Origin of the sequence: Klebsiella sp. GW_Kp182, assembly GCF_040062275.1 — a bacterium.
Lineage (GTDB): Bacteria > Pseudomonadota > Gammaproteobacteria > Enterobacterales > Enterobacteriaceae > Klebsiella > Klebsiella michiganensis.
This window is the reverse complement of record NZ_JBEAFQ010000008.1, coordinates 171,531-189,382: the sequence shown is the minus strand read 5'-3', so window position 1 is coordinate 189,382 and position 17,852 is coordinate 171,531. Positions and strand designations below refer to the sequence as shown.

Genomic DNA, 17,852 nt, shown 5'->3' with positions numbered 1-17,852 from the left:
GTGAAGGATGAAGCGTATTTATTCGTCTTCTAACAGAGCTTCATATGCGGTCGCATCCAGCAGCGCGGCAACCTGAGCTTCATCGCTGGCTTTGATTTTAAAGATCCAGCCGCCGGCGTACGGCTCGCTGTTGACCAGCTCAGGGGAGTCGTTCAGCTCTTCATTGACGGCAACAATTTCGCCGCTAATCGGCGCGTAGATATCGGAAGCGGCTTTGACGGATTCGGCAACCGCGCAGTCGGCGCCCGCTTCTACGGCGGCGCCCACTTCCGGCAGGTCAACGAAAACCATATCGCCAAGCAGCTCCTGCGCGTGCTCGGTGATACCGACGGTATAGGTGCCGTCCGCTTCTTTACGCAGCCATTCGTGTTCTTTGCTGTATTTCAGTTCTGCTGGTACGTTGCTCATCAATTCATCTCCAAATGGGAAATCACACCACGGCTTTGCCGTTGCGTACAAAAACGGGTTTGGTCACTTTGACCGGCATTTCGCGATTGCGAATCTGCACCACGGCGGTTTCACCGATGCCTTCCGGTACGCGCGCTAAGGCAATACTGTAGCCCAGCGTCGGGGAGAAGGTGCCGCTGGTGATAATGCCTTCTTTCTGATTGCCATCGGCATCGCTGAAGCGCACCGGCAGGCCGCCGCGCAGAACGCCTTTCTCGGTCATCACCAGGCCGACCAGCTGTTCGGTGCCTTTTTCACGCTGGAGTTCCAGCGCTTCACGCCCGATAAAATCACGGTCAGCCGGTTCCCAGGCAATGGTCCAGCCCATGTTAGCCGCCAGCGGAGAGACGCCTTCGTCCATCTCCTGGCCATAAAGATTCATGCCCGCTTCCAGGCGCAGCGTATCGCGCGCGCCAAGGCCGCACGGCTTAACGCCCGCGTCCAGCAGACCGCGCCAGAAATCCACCGCCTGCTCGTTCGGCAGCGCGATTTCATAACCCGCTTCACCGGTATAGCCGGTAGTCGCAATAAACAGATCGCCCGCCTGCACGCCAAAGAACGGCTTCATGCCTTCCACGGCCTGGCGCTGCGCGTCGGTAAACAGCGTCGCCGCTTTCTCTTTCGCCTTTGGACCCTGTACGGCGATCAGGGATAGATCGTCACGCACGGTTATCTCAAGACCATAGGATTCAGACTGCTGGGTGATCCAGGCGAGGTCTTTTTCACGGGTGGCGGAGTTAACAACGAGGCGGAAATAGTCTTCAGAAAGGAAATAAACAATCAGGTCATCAATGACGCCGCCGGAGGCGGTCAGCATGCCGCTATAGAGCGCTTTACCCGGCACGGTGAGCTTCGCAACGTCGTTAGCCAGCAGATAGCGCAGGAACTCGCGGATTCGGTTGCCGTGAAAATCGACGATGGTCATGTGCGACACATCGAACATTCCGGCATCACCGCGCACCGCATGATGCTCATCGATCTGGGATCCGTAATGCAGCGGCATCATCCAGCCATGGAAATCCACCATGCGCGCGCCGCATAGCGTGTGTTGTTCAAACAACGGAGTCTGTTGAGCCATCTTTTCCTCATCGAATAAAACGGAACCAGCCACGATTTTTGGCGTTTTTTGCGCCGCGAAAAACGCCGCCAGCATCGCTAAAGGACGCCGACGCAAACGTTCTCTTTGGCCTGAACTTACCACCGATATCCGCACTAAACCATAAGCCTGGTCAGGACATCACATTAGCTTATGACCAAAATCAGCCGCAGAGCCTACAGAGTTTTTATCTGCAATAAAGCGATTCAACCCGCACAAAACCAAACCCATTAATTAAAAAAGCAGCGCATGATGATATTTTCTGCGAAATGACGGGCCTAATTTCTATAACAAAAAAAAGGTAACATTAATAAAACTAATGCGAAAAACGAGGTGAAATTAGATTATTTCAAATGAGAGGAGATAACCCGGCGCGGCGGCCGGGTGAGAGAAGTGTGACGTACTTAACGTAACCAGGCGGGCAGGTCGTTGAGCCCCATCGCTTGACGGATAAGCTGCGGCTTCACGCCGGGCAATGTATCCGCCAGCTTAAGACCGATATCGCGCAGCAGCTTCTTCGCCGGATTGTGGCCGGAGAACATGTCACGAAAGCCCTGCATCCCCGCCAGCATCAGCGCAGCGCTATGTTTACGGCTGCGTTCATAGCGACGCAGATACAGATGCTGGCCGATATCCTTGCCCTGCGCGTGCAGGCGCTTCAGTTCGTCGATCAGCTCGGCGGCATCCATAAAGCCAAGATTAACGCCCTGCCCCGCCAGCGGATGAATGGTATGGGCGGCATCGCCGACCAGCGCCAGACGATGGGCGGCAAACTGACGCGCATAGCGGCCGGTGAGCGGGAAGACCTGGCGCTCGCTCTCCACGGCGCATAAGCCGAGGCGGTTATCGAAGGCAATATTCAGCGCCTGGTTAAAAGCGGCATCGTCCGCCTGCCGCATCCGCTCAGCCTCTTCGGGAGAGAGCGACCAGACAATCGAGCAGAGGTGCGGATCGCTCAGCGGCAGAAACGCCAGAATCCCTTCGCCGTGGAACGCCTGACGCGCCACCGCTTCGTGCGGTTCTTCGGTGCGAATAGTGGCAACCAGCGCATGATGGTGATAATCCCAGTAGGTGAGCGGGATATCAGCTTTATTGCGCAACCATGAATTGGCCCCATCGGCGCCAACCACCAGCCGGGCGGTTAACATCGTGCCGTCCTGCAGGCTAAGAAAGGCCTCGTTCTCCCCCCACGCAACCTGCTGCAGCTGCGCCGGGGCCAGTAGAGTGACGTCCGCGCAGCGCTGCGCTTTTTGCCACAGGGCGTGGTGAACCACGGCGTTTTCAATAATATGCCCAAGGTGGCTAAAGCCCATGCTCTGGTCATCAAAGCTGATGCGGCCAAAACTGTCTTTATCCCACACTTCCATACCGTGGTAGCAGCTGGCGCGCTGGGCGATAATATCCTGCCAGACGCCCAGTTTGCTCAGCAGCTTCTCGCTGGCGGCGTTAACCGCCGACACCCGCAGCGCCGGCGGCGCATCCGCGCTTAACGGCTGAGGCGCGGCCTGTTCCAGCACCGCAACGCGCAGCCCGCTGCCCTGCAAACCGCAGGCAACCGCCAGCCCCACCATTCCACCGCCAACAATAGCGACATCAACACTTTGCACGTTTCACTCCTTAACGGGGGACCCAACCGAGGGTACGCTGCGCCAGCGCATCGCGCGCCGGGGTAAATAATTCCATCGCCATCAGGCCGACGTTGCGCCCCACCACCAGCGGCGCCCAGCGATTGGCGAACAGATGCACCAGCCCATCGGTCACGCCGACGGTGGCGGCTTTATCTGCGGCGCGGCGGGTCTGATAGCGGCTCAGAAGCGGATAGCCGCCCGGATCCTCTCCTTCTGCCTGCGCCTGCGCCAGCATTTCCGCCAGGCTCATGACGTCGCGCAGACCGAGGTTAAATCCCTGTCCGGCAATAGGATGCAGCGTTTGCGCCGCGTTGCCGACCAGCGCCAGACGATGCGCAACCGTGCGGCTGGCTCGGGTGAGCGAGAGCGGATACACGCTGCGCTTTCCGACATGGACGATCCGGCCAAGACGCCAGCCGAATGCCTGCTGAAGCTCATGACGAAAGCGTTCGTCCGACCAGCTCAGCACCTCTTCATGCCGCGACTGCGGATGACACCACACCAGCGAGCAGCGGCCCTGCGACATGGGCAGCATCGCCAGCGGGCCGTGTGGGGTAAAGCGTTCAAACGCGCGCCCGCTATGCGGCTGCGCGGTACTGACGTTGGCGATAATCGCCAGCTGTTCATAGGGTTCCTGCTGCCAGCTGATACCACAGCGGGCCCCCAGCGTCGAGCGCGAGCCGTCGGCGGCGACCAGCAGTTTACCGCTGAGGGTTTCGCCGTTGTCCAGAACCAGGCTTACGCTCTCTTCGCTGCGGCTGACATTTTCCACCTTTGCCGGGCAGTGCAGCGTCACGCCCGGCGCCTTGCGCAGCTGCGCAAACAGGCGCTGGCCGACATCGTGCAGCTCAACCACCTGGCCCAGCGCCGCCAGCCCATACTCCTCAGCCTCGAGCGTCACAAACCCCGCGTGGCCGCGATCGCTGACGTGAACGCGCTGAATGGCCGTGGCGCAGTCGGCTATCTCTTGCCAGATATCCACGCGAGCCAGCTGCTGGCAGGTGCCGGCAGCCAGAGCGATGGCGCGGGCGTCAAAGCCCGGATGCTGCGCGGAATCCGGCGCTGATGCTTCAACCAGATGCACCGGCAGCATACCGCCGGTCAGGCGAGATATCGCTAGCGCCAGCGTCGCGCCGGTCATTCCTCCGCCGACGATCAGGACGCTCATAGCTGGCGCGCCGCCGCCATCAGCGCCTCGATATCGTCCGCTTTTTTCACTACGCCGGCGGTGAGGTTCTCATTACCGTCTTCGGTAATGACGATGTCGTCTTCAATACGAATGCCGATGCCGCGGTACTGGGCCGGCACGTCGGCATCCGTCGCAATATACAGCCCCGGTTCAACGGTCAGCACCATTCCCGGCTCAAGAATACGCGAGCGGTCAACGTCATAGCTGCCGACATCATGCACGTCGAGCCCCAGCCAGTGGCTCAGGCCATGCATAAAGAAAGGACGATGGGCGTTATTAGCAATCAGCTCATCAATTTCACCTTTCAGGATCCCCAGACGCACGAGGCCGGTAATCATAATCCGCACCACCTGCTGGTTAACCTCTTTAATTGAGGTACCCGGGCGATAGAGCTTCAGCGAGGTTTCCAGAGATTCAAGGACGATATCGTAAATCTCGCGCTGGGCCGGGCTAAATTTGCCGTTAACCGGGAAGGTGCGGGTGATATCGCCCGCGTAGCCGCGGTATTCGCAGCCTGCGTCAATCAGCACCAGATCGCCGTCGCGCAGCTCGCACTCATTTTCGGTGTAGTGCAGGATGCAGCCATTTTCGCCGCCGCCCACGATGGTGTTATAAGAAGGAAAGCGCGCGCCGTGACGGTTGAATTCGTGAAGGATCTCGCCTTCCAGATGATATTCGAACATCCCGGGACGGCATTTTTCCATAGCGCGGGTGTGGGCCAGCGCGGAGATCTCCCCTGCGCGGCGCATGACCTCCAGCTCTTCTGCCGATTTAAACAGGCGCATCTCATGCACCATCGGCCGCCAGTCAATGACCGAGCCTGGCGCCTGCAGATTCTGCCGTACGCCTTTGCGCAGTTTTTCCAGCGCGTTAAACACGATGTCGTCGGCGTAGGCATATTCGCCCTGCGCAAAGTAGATAGCGTCGAGGCCGTTAAGGAGCTGGAACAGCTGCTGATTGATTTCACTAAATGCCAGCGCGCGATCGACGCCCAGCTTCGCGGGGGCAGCTTCCTGCCCGAGGCGGCGGCCAAACCAGATTTCAGCGGTCAGATCGCGCACGCGGTTAAACAACACGCTGTGGTTGTGCGTCTCATCGCTTTTAATCAATACCAACAGCGCTTCTGGCTCATTAAAGCCGGTGAAGTACCAAAAATCGCTGCTCTGCCGGTAGGGATATTCTGAATCTGCGCTGCGTACCGCTTCCGGCGCGGCGAAAATGAGCGCTGCGCTGCCCGGCTGCATCTGCGCCAGTAGAGCCTGGCGACGAGAGAGAAATTCCTGCTGAGTCATGACGCCCCCTGAACGATTTAATGAATGATTAGTGTAGCGTCGGCTTTTGAACTTCCGGCGCAGTGGGTTTCTGAAGAGAGAAGGTGTCGTGGCACAGCAGCGCAGCAACGCGTACGTATTCGATAATCTCCTCCAGAGACATTTCGAGCTCTTCCTGATCCTCGTCTTCGTCATACCCGAGCTGAGCAATATTGCGCAGATCGTCGATGGCTTCACCCGTTTCGTCTTTGACTTTATCCAGCTTAGGCTGCGTCACGCCCAGCCCAAGCAGAAAATGGTTCACCCAACCCGCGAGCGCATCGGCGCGATCGAACACGCTCACCTCGTCGCCATCCGGCAGGTAGAGCTGGAATAAGAAACCGTCATCCTCCAGCGAATCGCTGGTGGCGGAATGCATGTTACGCAGCGCCTGCGCCAGCTCGTGACCAAAAGCCAGGCCTTCGTTAGTCAGATCGTGCACCAACGGCTGCCAGCTGCTGTCTTTGTTGCCGCCGCACAGGATCCCGCTAATCAAACCGTGCATTTCGGCAGGGGTTAATCCTACCCCTTGTTGGTTCAGTAACTGGTCTACAGCGTTGTAGCCAGGCATTTCGTTCTGTATAGACATGCGCATTCGTCATCGTTGGGAGGAATATTCATGATATGCTACCACTTTGGACCCTGGTGAACCAGAATAGGGCTTGTATCTTAAAACCAGGGTAGCTATAGTGTCGCCCCTTCGCAGACCCTCCCAGGGCGTGAAGGCCGCGCAGTCAATCAGCAGGAAGGTGGCATGTCTGCACAACCCGTAGATCTCCAAATTTTTGGCCGTTCACTACGAGTGAATTGCCCGCCTGAACAAAGGGATGCCTTAAACCAGGCAGCTGACGACCTGAATCAGCGGTTGCAAGATTTAAAAGAACGCACTAGAGTCACAAATACTGAGCAGCTGGTCTTCATCGCCGCGTTGAACATCAGCTATGAGTTGACTCAGGAAAAAGCGAAAACCCGCGACTACGCCGCCAGCATGGAGCAGCGTATTCGGATGCTTCAGCAGACCATCGAACAAGCATTGCTTGAGCAAGGTCGCATAAGCGAAAGACCCGGGCAGAAGTTTGAATAACACTTTGCATTTAACTGTGTTAGAGTAATCGCAAGAACAAAATTTCTCTGAGATGTTTGCAAGCGGGCCAGTCCCCTGAGCCGATATTTCATACCACAAGAATGTGGCGCTCCACGGTTGGTGAGCATGCTCGGCCCGTCCGAGAAGCCTTAAAACTGTGACGACACATTCACCTTGAACCAAGGGTTCAAGGGTTACAGCCTGCGGCGGCATCTCGGAGATTCCCTTCTTTTTCGTTTCATCCCCCCTAAGTTAATTTTCGGCTTTTGCCGCCGTGTATTAGACTACGCCTGTTGGTATCGTTTGCTCACCGATGAGACTCAGGTATGACCCTATTGTCAGATATCCCCTTTACCAGGCAGCAAATTCGTCAGCAGATCCGCCAGCGCCGACGCGCGTTAACGCCGGAGCAGCAAACCCAGTTCGCCCTCCATGCGGCGGACAGAATGATGGCGTATCCGCCGGTTCTGCTCGCGCAGACGGTCGCGGTATTTCTTTCGTTTGATGGCGAGCTGGATACGCGGCCGCTGATTGATCAGCTCTGGCGGGCAGGCAAACGGGTCTATCTCCCCGTGCTTCATCCGTTCAGCCCCGGCAATCTTCTGTTTCTGCACTACCACCCAAGCAGCGATCTGGTGGTGAATCGTCTGAACATCCGCGAACCGAAGCTCGACGTGCGCGATGTCCTCCCGCTTAGCCAGCTGGATGTACTGGTAACGCCGCTGGTCGCGTTTGATGCCGCCGGACAGCGCCTGGGTATGGGCGGCGGATTTTACGACCGGACGCTGCAAAACTGGCGGCAGTATCGCCTGCAGCCGGTCGGCTACGCGCATGATTGCCAGCAGGTTGACGCGCTGCCGACGGAGCAGTGGGATATCCCGCTGCCAGCGGTCATCACGCCGTCAAAAACCTGGCTCTGGTAAAACGCCCGAACAATTGACATTGCTGTTTTTTTCACCTAAATTCCTGGGTAAAGGGTGAGGGAGGCGAACCTCCCTCCTGCATTCTCTCTGTTAATATGCTGGCCAGGCGATGATTAACAGGATAAGCAGCATGATGAAGAGTCTCATCATCGTCCCTTTCCTTTTAGAGCCCCTGCCTCGGTAGGGGCTTTCCCGTTTCAGCCCCACGCTGAGTCTTTATCGTAAATCCCTTTCTTTCAGGCACAACGACATCCGACGGTTTTAATCGTCGTTTGCGGCAAGCCTCGCAAAGCGTTTGGGTGGCGACGGGAAATTGCAGAAGGGTCTATCAGGAGAAAAGGGGCAGGTCGATGACCTGCCCGCTGGCATAAAAGGAGTTAGAACAGCAGACGGGCGCGGATGGTGCCAGGAATAGCCTTCATCGCCTGCAGCGCGCTCTGCGCGACATCTTCTTCGGCTTCAATATCAATGACCACGTAGCCCATTTGCGGAGTGGTCTGCAGATACTGCGCCGCGATGTTAATGCCCTGCGCGGCGAAAATCTGGTTAATCGCGGTCAGAACGCCCGGACGGTTTTCATGGATATGCAGCAGACGGCGCCCGCCGTGCAGCGGCAGCGACACTTCCGGGAAGTTAACCGCCGAGAGCGTAGAACCGTTATCGGAGTATTTCGCCAGCTTGCCCGCCACTTCCAGACCGATGTTTTCCTGCGCTTCCTGAGTTGAGCCGCCAATGTGCGGGGTCAGGATAACGTTGTCGAACTCACAGAGCGGAGAGTTGAACGGATCGCTGTTGGTCGCCGGCTCGGTCGGGAAGACGTCGATCGCCGCGCCCGCCAGGTGCTTGCTCGCCAGCGCATCGCACAGCGCCGGGATATCCACCACGGTGCCGCGAGAGGCGTTGATCAGCAGCGCGCCGGGTTTCATCAGCGCCAGCTCTTCCGCGCCAATCATGTTCTTCGTGGAGGCGTTTTCCGGCACGTGCAGGCTCACCACATCGCTCATGTTCAACAAATCAGAAAGATGCTGGACCTGAGTCGCGTTACCTAACGGCAGCTTGCTTTCAATATCGTAGAAATAGACATGCATCCCCAGCGATTCGGCCAGAATACCCAGCTGCGTGCCGATATGACCATAGCCGATAATACCCAGCTTTTTGCCGCGCGCTTCAAAGCTGCCGACCGCCAGCTTGTTCCATACGCCGCGGTGCGCTTTGGCATTTGCCGCCGGTACGCCGCGGAGCATAAGCAGCAGTTCGCCGATCACCAGTTCAGCAACGGAACGGGTATTGGAGAACGGGGCGTTAAACACCGGGATACCGCGTTTCGCCGCCGCGTTTAAATCAACCTGATTGGTACCGATACAGAAGCAGCCAACCGCGACCAGCTTCTCCGCCGCCGCGAAGATCTCTTCAGTCAGATGAGTACGGGAACGCAGGCCGATGAAATGGGCATCACGGATGGACGCTTTCAGCTCTTCGCTATCCAGCGCGCCTTTATGAAATTCGATATTGGTGTAGCCCGCTGCGCGAAGGCTGTCCACCGCTTTTTGGTGCACACCTTCAACCAGCAGAAATTTAATCTTGTCTTTTTCCAGTGATACCTTAGCCATTTCCCCGTCCTGTTTTTGTCTTAACTGATGTCGTGCGGAACGAAAGTTCTTCTCAGCAACATATCAAAAAAAACTATTGCGGCAATATGAACGTTTGCGTCGGCAACCTGAAGAAATATCAATCAGCGGGAAATAGCAGGACAAAACACCAGAAAGTAAAAGAAAGGTAGATTGTTACTAAGACAAGGCGCATAAATGTGACAGAAGTCACCAAAATAGGCCTGGAGAAAAAATATTTGCGAGGGAGCGATTCGCTCCCTCGGATCAGACTATTTAGTGATAGTTTTTACACCATCAGCGGTGCCAATCAGCGCAACGTCCGCACCGCGATTCGCAAACAGGCCGACGGTCACGACGCCCGGAATACCGTTAATGGTATTTTCCAGCGCAATAGCGTCCAGAATTTCCAGACCAAACACATCGAGGATCACGTTGCCGTTATCGGTCACGACGCCCTGACGATACTCCGGACGGCCGCCCAGCTTAACCAGCTGACGCGCCACGGCGCTACGCGCCATCGGGATCACCTCCACCGGCAGCGGGAATTTACCCAGAATATCCACCTGCTTGGAAGCATCGGCGATACAGATAAATTTGTCGGCGACCGAAGCGATAATTTTCTCACGCGTCAGCGCTGCGCCACCGCCCTTGATCATCTGCATATGGCCGTTGATTTCATCTGCGCCGTCCACGTAAATACCAAGACGATCAACGCTGTTCAGATCAAAAACCGTGATACCGAGGCTTTTCAGTTTTTCAGTAGAGGCATCAGAGCTGGAAACCGCCCCTTCTATTTGCCCTTTCATGGTACCCAGCGCATCGATAAAGTGCGCCGCCGTCGAGCCCGTACCGACCCCAACGATAGTGCCCGGTTGTACATACTGCAGTGCCGCCCAGCCTACCGCTTTTTTCAGTTCATCTTGCGTCATGATTATGGTCCGAGATGTGAATTCCTGAGGCGCATTATAGAACATCAGGGGGGTCATTGTCCCTGCGACGGCGATCACACAACGCGGTCGCCAATTTTTCATCTTCATCAAAAACAAATTTATGTCATAGTGCGAGTTAACGAAAAGTATTAGGGGGCACGCCAGAGCAATGAAACGACCGGACTACAGAACACTACAGGCGCTGGACGCGGTAATCAGGGAACGAGGGTTTGAGCGCGCCGCGCAGAAGCTTTGTATTACGCAGTCCGCCGTCTCTCAGCGCATCAAACAGCTGGAAAACATGTTTGGACAACCGCTGCTGGTGCGAACCGTACCGCCGCGTCCCACCGAACAGGGGCAAAAGCTGCTGGCCCTGCTGCGTCAGGTCGAACTGCTGGAAGAGGAGTGGCTGGGCGATGAACAAACCGGCTCCACGCCGCTGCTGCTATCGCTGGCGGTCAACGCCGACAGCCTGGCCACCTGGCTGCTGCCCGCGCTCTCCAGCGTGCTTTCCGACTCCCCTATTCGGCTGAACCTACAGGTGGAAGACGAGACCCGGACCCAGGAACGTCTGCGCCGCGGCGAAGTGGTCGGCGCGGTCAGTATTCAGCCGCAGGCGCTGCCCAGTTGCCTGGTCGATCAGCTCGGCGCCCTCGACTACCTGTTCGTCGCCTCGAAGGAGTTTGCCCAGCGCTATTTCCCCAACGGGGTGACCCGCTCGGCGCTGCTGAAAGCGCCGGTGGTGGCATTCGATCATCTCGATGATATGCACCAGGCCTTTTTGCAGCAGAACTTCGATTTGCCGCCGGGCAGCGTGCCCTGCCATATCGTGAACTCCTCGGAAGCCTTTGTGCAGCTGGCCCGCCAGGGAACAACCTGCTGTATGATCCCGCATCTGCAAATTGAGAGAGAGCTGAACAGCGGCGAACTGATTAACCTCACGCCGGGCCTGTTCCAGCGCCGGATGCTCTACTGGCACCGTTTTGCCCCGGAAAGCCGCATGATGCGCCGGGTGACCGATGCGCTGATCGATTACGGCCATAAAGTGTTGAGACAAGATTAACCCCCGCAAGCAGGCCGGCCCCGTACGGCCTGTATGACCCACCTTCTCCTGTTCATATCTTTGAAATACATCACAAAATAAAACATTTCATGCGGCAAAAAACGACGCATCGATGGCTATTTTTTGCTGGCGACAAGGCCGATGAAAAAGCTCACCGTATTCGCAATATCCCATTTCATTGCGCATACGGAGCACAACATGTCAGAGTTACGGGAGTGGCAAACGCTCGCCAACAAAGAGCTCAGCCGGCGGGAAAAAACCGTCGATGCCCTGGTAAAACAGACGGCAGAGGGCATTGACGTTAAGCCGCTGTATACCGAAGCCGATCTTGATAATCTGGAAGTGACCGGCACCCTACCCGGCCTGCCGCCTTTCGTTCGCGGCCCGCGCGCCACCATGTACACCGCACAGCCGTGGACCATCCGCCAGTACGCCGGTTTCTCTACCGCCAAAGAGTCCAACGCTTTCTATCGCCGCAACCTCGCCGCCGGGCAGAAAGGGCTTTCCGTCGCCTTCGACCTCGCGACCCACCGGGGCTATGACTCCGATAACCCGCGCGTGGCGGGCGACGTGGGGAAAGCCGGCGTGGCGATCGATACCGTCGAAGACATGAAGATTTTATTCGATCGGATCCCGCTGGATATGATGTCCGTATCGATGACCATGAACGGCGCGGTGCTGCCGATAATGGCGTTTTATATCGTCGCGGCGGAAGAACAAGGGGTGGCGCCTGAACAGCTCACCGGCACGATCCAGAACGATATTCTGAAAGAGTACCTGTGCCGGAATACCTATATTTACCCGCCAAAGCCCTCAATGCGCATTATCGCCGACATCATCGCCTGGTGTTCGGGCAACATGCCGCGCTTTAACACCATCAGCATCAGCGGCTACCACATGGGCGAAGCCGGAGCCAACTGCGTGCAGCAGGTGGCCTTTACCCTGGCCGACGGTATCGAATACATCAAGGCCGCGCTCTCGGCCGGGCTGAAAATCGATGACTTCGCCCCGCGCCTGTCGTTTTTCTTCGGCATCGGTATGGATCTGTTTATGAACGTCGCCATGCTGCGCGCCGCACGCTACCTGTGGAGCGAAGCGGTAAGCGGCTTCGGCGCTACCAATCCGAAATCCTTAGCCCTGCGCACCCACTGCCAGACCTCCGGCTGGAGCCTCACCGAGCAGGATCCGTATAACAACGTAATCCGCACCACTATCGAAGCGCTCGGCGCCACGCTCGGCGGCACCCAGTCACTGCACACCAACGCTTTCGACGAGGCGCTTGGCCTGCCCACCGACTTTTCCGCCCGTATCGCGCGTAATACGCAGATCATCATCCAGGAGGAGTCAGAGATCTGCCGCACCGTAGACCCGCTGGCCGGATCGTACTACCTCGAATCGCTGACCGATCAAGTCGTTAAGCAGGCGCGAGCCATTATGCAGCAGATCGACGACGCGGGCGGAATGGCGAAGGCGATCGAGGCCGGACTGCCGAAACGGATGATCGAAGAGGCCTCCGCCCGCGAACAATCGCTGATCGACCAGGGCAAGCGCGTCATCGTCGGCGTCAATAAGTACAAGCTGGAAAAAGAAGATGAAACGGCGGTACTGGAGATCGACAACGTCAAGGTGCGCAACGAACAGATCGCCTCGCTGGAAAAAATTCGCGCCAGTCGGGACGACGTGACGGTAAAAGCCGCGCTGAACGCCCTCACCCACGCCGCGCAGCATGGTGAAAACCTGCTGGCCGCCGCCATCAACGCCGCCCGCGTCCGCGCCACGCTGGGCGAAATTTCCGACGCGCTGGAGGCGGCGTTTGACCGCTACCTGGTGCCCAGCCAGTGCGTCACCGGCGTGATTGCGCAAAGCTACCACCAGTCAGACAAAGCCGCCGGCGAGTTCGACGCTATTGTTGCGCAAACCGAAAAATTCCTCGCGGAACGCGGCCGCCGCCCGCGCATTCTGATCGCCAAAATGGGTCAGGACGGTCACGATCGCGGGGCCAAAGTGATCGCCAGCGCCTATTCCGATCTCGGCTTCGACGTTGACCTGAGCCCGATGTTTTCCACGCCAGAAGAGATCGCCCGCCTGGCGGTGGAAAACGACGTGCACGTGGTGGGCGCCTCATCTCTGGCGGCAGGCCACAAAACCCTGATCCCCGAGCTGATCGATGCCCTGAAAAAATGGGGGCGGGAAGATATCTGCGTCATCGCCGGCGGCGTCATCCCGCCGCAGGATTACGCCTTTCTGCAGGCGCGCGGCGTGGCCGCCATTTACGGCCCCGGTACGCCGATGCTGGAGAGCGTACGCGACGTCCTGATGAGGATTAGCCAATATCATGATTAACCACGCCACGCTGACGGACGCCGTGCGGCGACTACGCCTGGGCGAGCGGGCCACGCTCGCCCAGGCCATGACGCTGGTGGAGAGCCAGCATCCCCGCCATCAGGCGCTAAGCGCACAGCTGCTGGATGCCATTATGCCCTTCACCGGCAACGCCCTGCGCCTCGGCGTCACCGGCACGCCGGGGGCCGGAAAAAGCACTTTTCTGGAAGCTTTCGGCATGCTGCTGATTCGCCACGGCCTGCGGGTCGCGGTGATAGCGGTCGATCCGAGCAGCCCGGTCAGCGGCGGCAGCATTCTTGGCGACAAGACGCGCATGATCGAACTGGCGCGATCGGATTCGGCCTTTATTCGCCCGGTGCCCTCCAGCGGCCATCTGGGCGGCACCAGCCTGCGCGCGCGGGAGCTGATACTGCTGTGCGAAGCGGCGGGCTATGACGCGGTGATTGTCGAAACCGTCGGCGTCGGCCAGTCGGAAACGGAACTCTCCCGGCTGGTGGACTGCTTTATCTCGCTGCAGATCGCCGGCGGCGGTGACGATCTGCAGGGCATTAAGAAGGGGATTATGGAGATGGCGGATATCGTGGTTATCAATAAAGATGATGGCGAGAACCGCGCCAGCGTGGCAATCACCCGTCATATGTATGAATCCGCCCTGCATATTCTGCGCCGTAAGCACGCCGCGTGGCAGCCGCGCGTTTTGAGCTGTAGCGCGCTGGAGCAGCGCGGCATCGAAGCCGTCTGGCTCGCAATTCTTGACTTCAAAACCACCCTCACCGACAGCGGCGATCTGGAAAAACTGCGCCAGCGCCAGGCGCTGGAGTGGCTACAAAAGCAGGCCGAAACCGAGGCGCTGCACCTGCTGTTTGCCAGAACCGACTTTGCACGCTACTTCCAGCAAACGCTACAGGCGGTAAAAAACAACGGCCTCTCGCCGCGCACCGGCCTGCGGCAGATTAGCGAATTCCTCCAGAATCATTACTTTGCGTAAAAGGATATTTATGTCTTATCAATATGTTAATGTCGAAATTATCCGCAAGGTTGCGGTGATTGAGTTCAACTATAGCCGCAAGCTCAACGCCTTAAGCAAGGTGTTTATCGACGATCTGATGCAGGCGCTGAGCGACCTCAACCGGCCGGAAATTCGCTGCGTCATTTTACGCGCGCCCGGGGGAGCAAAGGTTTTCTCCGCCGGCCATGACATCCACGAATTGCCCGGCGGGCGCCGCGATCCGCTCTCGTATGACGATCCGCTGCGTCAGATCACCCGTATGATCCAAAAGTATCCGAAACCGGTGATCTCCATGGTCGAAGGCAGCGTCTGGGGCGGCGCGTTTGAGATGATCATGAGCTCCGATCTGATCATCGCCGCCAGCACGTCAACGTTCTCTATGACGCCGGTGAATCTCGGCGTGCCCTACAACCTGGTCGGCATTCACAATCTGACCCGCGACGCCGGCTTTCATATCGTGAAAGAGCTGATTTTCACCGCCCTGCCGATTACCGCCCAGCGCGCGCTGGCGGTCGGTATTCTCAATCACGTGGTGGACGCCGACGAACTGGAAGATTTTACCTTGCAGATGGCGCACCACATCTCCGAGAAAGCGCCGCTGGCGATCGCGGTCATTAAGGAAGAGCTGCGCGTGCTTGGCGAAGCCCACACCATGAATTCCGATGAGTTCGAACGTATTCAGGGAATGCGTCGCGCCGTCTACGACAGCGTGGATTATCAGGAAGGCATGAGCGCGTTTATGGAAAAGCGTAAACCTGAGTTCGTCGGCCATTAATCACGCCGGATTAAGGAGTATAAAATGAAACGGATGAGCGCCGATGAAGCGGCGGAGATTATCCAGCACGACCAGATGGTGGCGTTCAGCGGATTCACGCCCGCCGGTTCGCCTAAAGCGCTGCCCGCGGCCATCGCTCGCCGCGCTGACGAATTACATCGGGCGCAGAAGCCTTTTCAGATCCGCTTGCTGACCGGCGCCTCCATCAGCGCCGCCGCCGATGATGCGCTATCGGCAGCCGATGCCGTCTCGTGGCGCGCGCCGTATCAGACCGCCTCCGGACTGCGGCAAAAAATCAACCAGGGGCAGGTGAAGTTTGTCGATCTGCACCTGAGCGAAGTGGCGCAAATGGTCAACTATGGGTTCTTTGGCGAGATTGATGTCGCGGTGATCGAAGCTTCGGCTATCGCGCCGGACGGACGGGTCTGGCTCACCAGCGGTATCGGCAACGCGCCAACCTGGCTGCTGCGGGCGAAGAAAGTGATCATTGAGCTGAATCACTACCACAGCCCGCGGGTTGCCGAGCTGGCCGATATCGTGATCCCCGGCGCCCCGCCGCGGCGCAACAGCATCGCCATCTTTCATGCGATGGATCGCGTGGGCAGCCGGTACGTGCAAATCGATCCGAAAAAGATTGTCGCTGTGGTGGAGACCGAGCTGCCCGACGCCGGAAACGTTCTGGATAACAATAATCCGGTTTGTCAGAAAATTGCCGATAACGTGGTCACCTTTCTGCTGGAAGAGATGGCTCGCGGACGCATCCCGCCTGAATTTCTGCCGCTGCAAAGCGGCGTGGGCAATATCAACAACGCGGTCATGGCGCGGCTGGGCGAAAATCCGGATATCCCGGCTTTTATGATGTACTCGGAAGTTTTACAGGAGTCGGTGGTTCATCTGCTGGAAACGGGGAAAATCACCGGCGTTAGCGCCTCCAGCCTGACGATATCCGCCGGTTCGTTGCGCAAGATTTACGACAATATGGATTTCTTCGCCAGCCGCATTGTCCTGCGCCCGCAGGAGATCTCCAATCATCCGGAAATTATCCGCCGTCTGGGGGTTATCGCCCTCAACGTGGGGCTGGAGTTTGATATCTACGGTCACGCCAACTCGACGCACGTAGCCGGGGTGAATCTGATGAACGGCATCGGCGGCAGCGGCGATTTTGAACGCAACGCCTGGCTCTCTATCTTTATGGCGCCGTCCATCGCCAAGGACGGGAAGATCTCCACCATCGTGCCGATGTGCAGCCATGTCGATCACAGCGAGCACAGCGTGAAGGCGATCGTTACCGAGCAGGGTATCGCCGATCTGCGCGGGCTATCGCCGCTGCAGCGCGCCCGCGCCATCATTGATAACTGCGCGCATCCGCTCTACCGGGACTATTTACATCGCTATCTGGAGAGCGCTCCCGGCGGACATATTCACCACGACCTCGCCCACGCCTTCGACCTGCATCGTAATCTGCTTGAGCACGGTTCAATGCTCGGCTAGCCCTCCGCACCGTCGCGATCTTCAGTAATATGCTGAAGCATCGTGGCGGTATAGCGATGATTTTTCAGCGAATAGAGATACTCCTGCATATACATCGCGCTGCCGGGCGCGTCGAAGTACTTCAGCTTCGCCGGATTCACCAGACGCCAGGCGAAGTAAGGAATAACCGTCAAAAACTGCCCGCGCTCTACGGCGCTAATTTTGGCCATAAAGCTGTAGGGGCGATAGATAATCGTCGGGTTGATCCCGCTGGGGCGCATATACGCGTCCAGCATCGCCTCAAAATTGGCCCGGTTCTGGAAACGCATCTGCAGCCAGGGCAGCTCACGTAACAGATCCTGCGGCGGCTTATCTTCATAACGGCGGGAAACAAGAAACCCCAGACGCAGCGGCGCCAGTTCGCTAATGGTCAAATTTTCCAGCTCCTGCACGCGGGGCGAAACATGCTGCGGCGAGATAATAAAATCCAGCTGGCGATCGAACAGGTTATCAATCACGCCATTCTCGCTGAACTCCACGGCCTGGGTGGTTACGCCATCGTATTTATCGCCCAGGCTGATGAGCTGATCGAAAATAATCGTTGGATAGGTATTGTCGATGCCGATAACGATGTTGCGCGAGCGGTGCGCGGAATAGTGAATTTCGTTATCGATGGCCGATAAGCGCTGATAAATGGGAAACAGTTTCTGATAGAGCTCCTGCCCCGCTTTATTGAGGCTGATGCTGTTATCTTTACGGGTAAATAGCGTATAGCCGATCTGATCCTCCAGCGCAGCGATGCTTTTGCCGAAGGGAGACGCGGTCATATGAATTTTTTCCGCCGCTCTGGCAATATTATTGGTCTGCGCCAACAGAATGAAATTGCGCATCTTTTTCGAAATAAAGATATCCATGCTCACCTCATCGTAGAACAGGGATATATCCTTACCTTATTCAGGGAAAAGACTTTTGTCGC

Annotated in this window: 16 protein-coding genes and 1 other RNA gene; 8 read left to right on the top strand and 9 right to left on the bottom strand. The window is 57.5% G+C overall.

Going from position 1 to position 17,852, the window contains the following annotated elements:
- Window positions 1-18: 18 nt before the first annotated feature.
- The 6 genes from gcvH to ABLU88_RS10810 form a co-directional block, all read right to left on the bottom strand.
- Window positions 19-408 carry a glycine cleavage system protein GcvH gene (gcvH, locus tag ABLU88_RS10835; protein ID WP_004854088.1) on the bottom strand — a complete coding sequence of 130 codons (390 nt, stop codon included), beginning with the start codon at window positions 406-408 and terminating at the stop codon, window positions 19-21.
- A 22-nt stretch (window positions 409-430) separates the two neighbouring features.
- On the bottom strand, window positions 431-1,525 hold the full coding sequence (gene gcvT, locus ABLU88_RS10830) for a glycine cleavage system aminomethyltransferase GcvT (protein ID WP_064404342.1): 1,095 nt from the start codon (window positions 1,523-1,525) through the stop codon (window positions 431-433).
- A 422-nt stretch (window positions 1,526-1,947) separates the two neighbouring features.
- On the bottom strand, window positions 1,948-3,150 hold the full coding sequence (gene ubiI / locus ABLU88_RS10825; RefSeq protein ID WP_014839515.1) for an FAD-dependent 2-octaprenylphenol hydroxylase: 1,203 nt from the start codon (window positions 3,148-3,150) through the stop codon (window positions 1,948-1,950).
- Window positions 3,151-3,160: 10 nt separating this feature from the next.
- A complete protein-coding gene (ubiH, locus tag ABLU88_RS10820) occupies window positions 3,161-4,339 on the bottom strand; it encodes a 2-octaprenyl-6-methoxyphenyl hydroxylase (protein WP_025105962.1) in 1,179 nt (392 codons plus the stop codon).
- On the bottom strand, window positions 4,336-5,652 hold the full coding sequence (gene pepP / locus ABLU88_RS10815) for a Xaa-Pro aminopeptidase (RefSeq protein WP_014226807.1): 1,317 nt from the start codon (window positions 5,650-5,652) through the stop codon (window positions 4,336-4,338). The genes ubiH and pepP overlap by 4 nt, the downstream gene beginning before the upstream one ends.
- Window positions 5,653-5,680: 28 nt before the next feature.
- Window positions 5,681-6,259 carry a YecA family protein gene (locus ABLU88_RS10810; RefSeq protein WP_004133578.1) on the bottom strand — a complete coding sequence of 193 codons (579 nt, stop codon included), beginning with the start codon at window positions 6,257-6,259 and terminating at the stop codon, window positions 5,681-5,683.
- Window positions 6,260-6,424: 165 nt separating this feature from the next.
- Between ABLU88_RS10810 and zapA the strand changes: the two genes are divergently transcribed.
- From zapA to ABLU88_RS10795, 3 genes are all read left to right on the top strand, one after another.
- Window positions 6,425-6,754: a cell division protein ZapA gene (gene zapA / locus ABLU88_RS10805; RefSeq protein WP_004105598.1), complete on the top strand. Its 330-nt coding sequence runs from the start codon at window positions 6,425-6,427 to the stop codon at window positions 6,752-6,754.
- 41 nt (window positions 6,755-6,795) lie between these two features.
- Window positions 6,796-6,979: non-coding RNA, 6S RNA (gene ssrS, locus ABLU88_RS10800), on the top strand.
- Between the two features lie 101 nt (window positions 6,980-7,080).
- On the top strand, window positions 7,081-7,677 hold the full coding sequence (locus ABLU88_RS10795; protein WP_122117817.1) for a 5-formyltetrahydrofolate cyclo-ligase: 597 nt from the start codon (window positions 7,081-7,083) through the stop codon (window positions 7,675-7,677).
- A gap of 377 nt (window positions 7,678-8,054) precedes the next feature.
- Here the strand turns inward: ABLU88_RS10795 and serA are convergent, their stop codons facing one another.
- Together serA and rpiA are read right to left on the bottom strand one after the other, a co-directional pair.
- Window positions 8,055-9,287: a phosphoglycerate dehydrogenase gene (gene serA / locus ABLU88_RS10790; protein ID WP_004115297.1), complete on the bottom strand. Its 1,233-nt coding sequence runs from the start codon at window positions 9,285-9,287 to the stop codon at window positions 8,055-8,057.
- 269 nt (window positions 9,288-9,556) lie between these two features.
- Window positions 9,557-10,216, bottom strand: a complete 660-nt coding sequence (rpiA, locus tag ABLU88_RS10785; protein ID WP_004125006.1) for a ribose-5-phosphate isomerase RpiA — start codon at window positions 10,214-10,216, stop codon at window positions 9,557-9,559.
- Between the two features lie 169 nt (window positions 10,217-10,385).
- On the opposite strand from rpiA, the gene argP reads away from it, so the two are divergent.
- The 5 genes from argP to ABLU88_RS10760 all read left to right on the top strand — a co-directional run bounded on the left by argP (window position 10,386) and on the right by ABLU88_RS10760 (window position 16,897).
- The gene (argP, locus tag ABLU88_RS10780; protein WP_004105608.1) at window positions 10,386-11,279 is read left to right on the top strand and encodes a DNA-binding transcriptional regulator ArgP; all 894 of its coding nucleotides are present in this window, start codon (window positions 10,386-10,388) and stop codon (window positions 11,277-11,279) included.
- A 198-nt stretch (window positions 11,280-11,477) separates the two neighbouring features.
- Window positions 11,478-13,622 carry a methylmalonyl-CoA mutase gene (gene scpA, locus ABLU88_RS10775; RefSeq protein ID WP_224293299.1) on the top strand — a complete coding sequence of 715 codons (2,145 nt, stop codon included), beginning with the start codon at window positions 11,478-11,480 and terminating at the stop codon, window positions 13,620-13,622.
- Window positions 13,615-14,610, top strand: coding sequence for a methylmalonyl Co-A mutase-associated GTPase MeaB (gene meaB / locus ABLU88_RS10770; RefSeq protein ID WP_064358258.1), 996 nt, complete (start codon window positions 13,615-13,617; stop codon window positions 14,608-14,610). The genes scpA and meaB overlap by 8 nt, the downstream gene beginning before the upstream one ends.
- A 10-nt stretch (window positions 14,611-14,620) precedes the next feature.
- On the top strand, window positions 14,621-15,406 hold the full coding sequence (gene scpB, locus ABLU88_RS10765) for a methylmalonyl-CoA decarboxylase (RefSeq protein WP_014226812.1): 786 nt from the start codon (window positions 14,621-14,623) through the stop codon (window positions 15,404-15,406).
- Window positions 15,407-15,430: 24 nt separating this feature from the next.
- The gene (locus tag ABLU88_RS10760; RefSeq protein ID WP_014226813.1) at window positions 15,431-16,897 is read left to right on the top strand and encodes an acetyl-CoA hydrolase/transferase family protein; all 1,467 of its coding nucleotides are present in this window, start codon (window positions 15,431-15,433) and stop codon (window positions 16,895-16,897) included.
- Here the strand turns inward: ABLU88_RS10760 and ABLU88_RS10755 are convergent.
- Entirely contained in the window at window positions 16,894-17,790 is an 897-nt protein-coding gene (locus tag ABLU88_RS10755) for a LysR family transcriptional regulator (protein ID WP_014226814.1), read from the bottom strand. The two genes, ABLU88_RS10760 and ABLU88_RS10755, sit on opposite strands and share 4 nt — an antisense overlap.
- Window positions 17,791-17,852 lie beyond the last annotated feature (62 nt).

Coding starts and splice junctions, on each gene's coding strand:
- gcvH (WP_004854088.1), bottom strand. CDS start 408: ATGAGCAACGTACCAGCAGAACTGAAATACAGCAAAGAACACGAATGG.
- gcvT (WP_064404342.1), bottom strand. CDS start 1,525: ATGGCTCAACAGACTCCGTTGTTTGAACAACACACGCTATGCGGCGCG.
- ubiH (WP_025105962.1), bottom strand. CDS start 4,339: ATGAGCGTCCTGATCGTCGGCGGAGGAATGACCGGCGCGACGCTGGCG.
- pepP (WP_014226807.1), bottom strand. CDS start 5,652: ATGACTCAGCAGGAATTTCTCTCTCGTCGCCAGGCTCTACTGGCGCAG.
- ABLU88_RS10810 (WP_004133578.1), bottom strand. CDS start 6,259: ATGTCTATACAGAACGAAATGCCTGGCTACAACGCTGTAGACCAGTTA.
- zapA (WP_004105598.1), top strand. CDS start 6,425: ATGTCTGCACAACCCGTAGATCTCCAAATTTTTGGCCGTTCACTACGA.
- ABLU88_RS10795 (WP_122117817.1), top strand. CDS start 7,081: ATGACCCTATTGTCAGATATCCCCTTTACCAGGCAGCAAATTCGTCAG.
- serA (WP_004115297.1), bottom strand. CDS start 9,287: ATGGCTAAGGTATCACTGGAAAAAGACAAGATTAAATTTCTGCTGGTT.
- rpiA (WP_004125006.1), bottom strand. CDS start 10,216: ATGACGCAAGATGAACTGAAAAAAGCGGTAGGCTGGGCGGCACTGCAG.
- argP (WP_004105608.1), top strand. CDS start 10,386: ATGAAACGACCGGACTACAGAACACTACAGGCGCTGGACGCGGTAATC.
- scpA (WP_224293299.1), top strand. CDS start 11,478: ATGTCAGAGTTACGGGAGTGGCAAACGCTCGCCAACAAAGAGCTCAGC.
- meaB (WP_064358258.1), top strand. CDS start 13,615: ATGATTAACCACGCCACGCTGACGGACGCCGTGCGGCGACTACGCCTG.
- scpB (WP_014226812.1), top strand. CDS start 14,621: ATGTCTTATCAATATGTTAATGTCGAAATTATCCGCAAGGTTGCGGTG.
- ABLU88_RS10760 (WP_014226813.1), top strand. CDS start 15,431: ATGAAACGGATGAGCGCCGATGAAGCGGCGGAGATTATCCAGCACGAC.
- ABLU88_RS10755 (WP_014226814.1), bottom strand. CDS start 17,790: ATGGATATCTTTATTTCGAAAAAGATGCGCAATTTCATTCTGTTGGCG.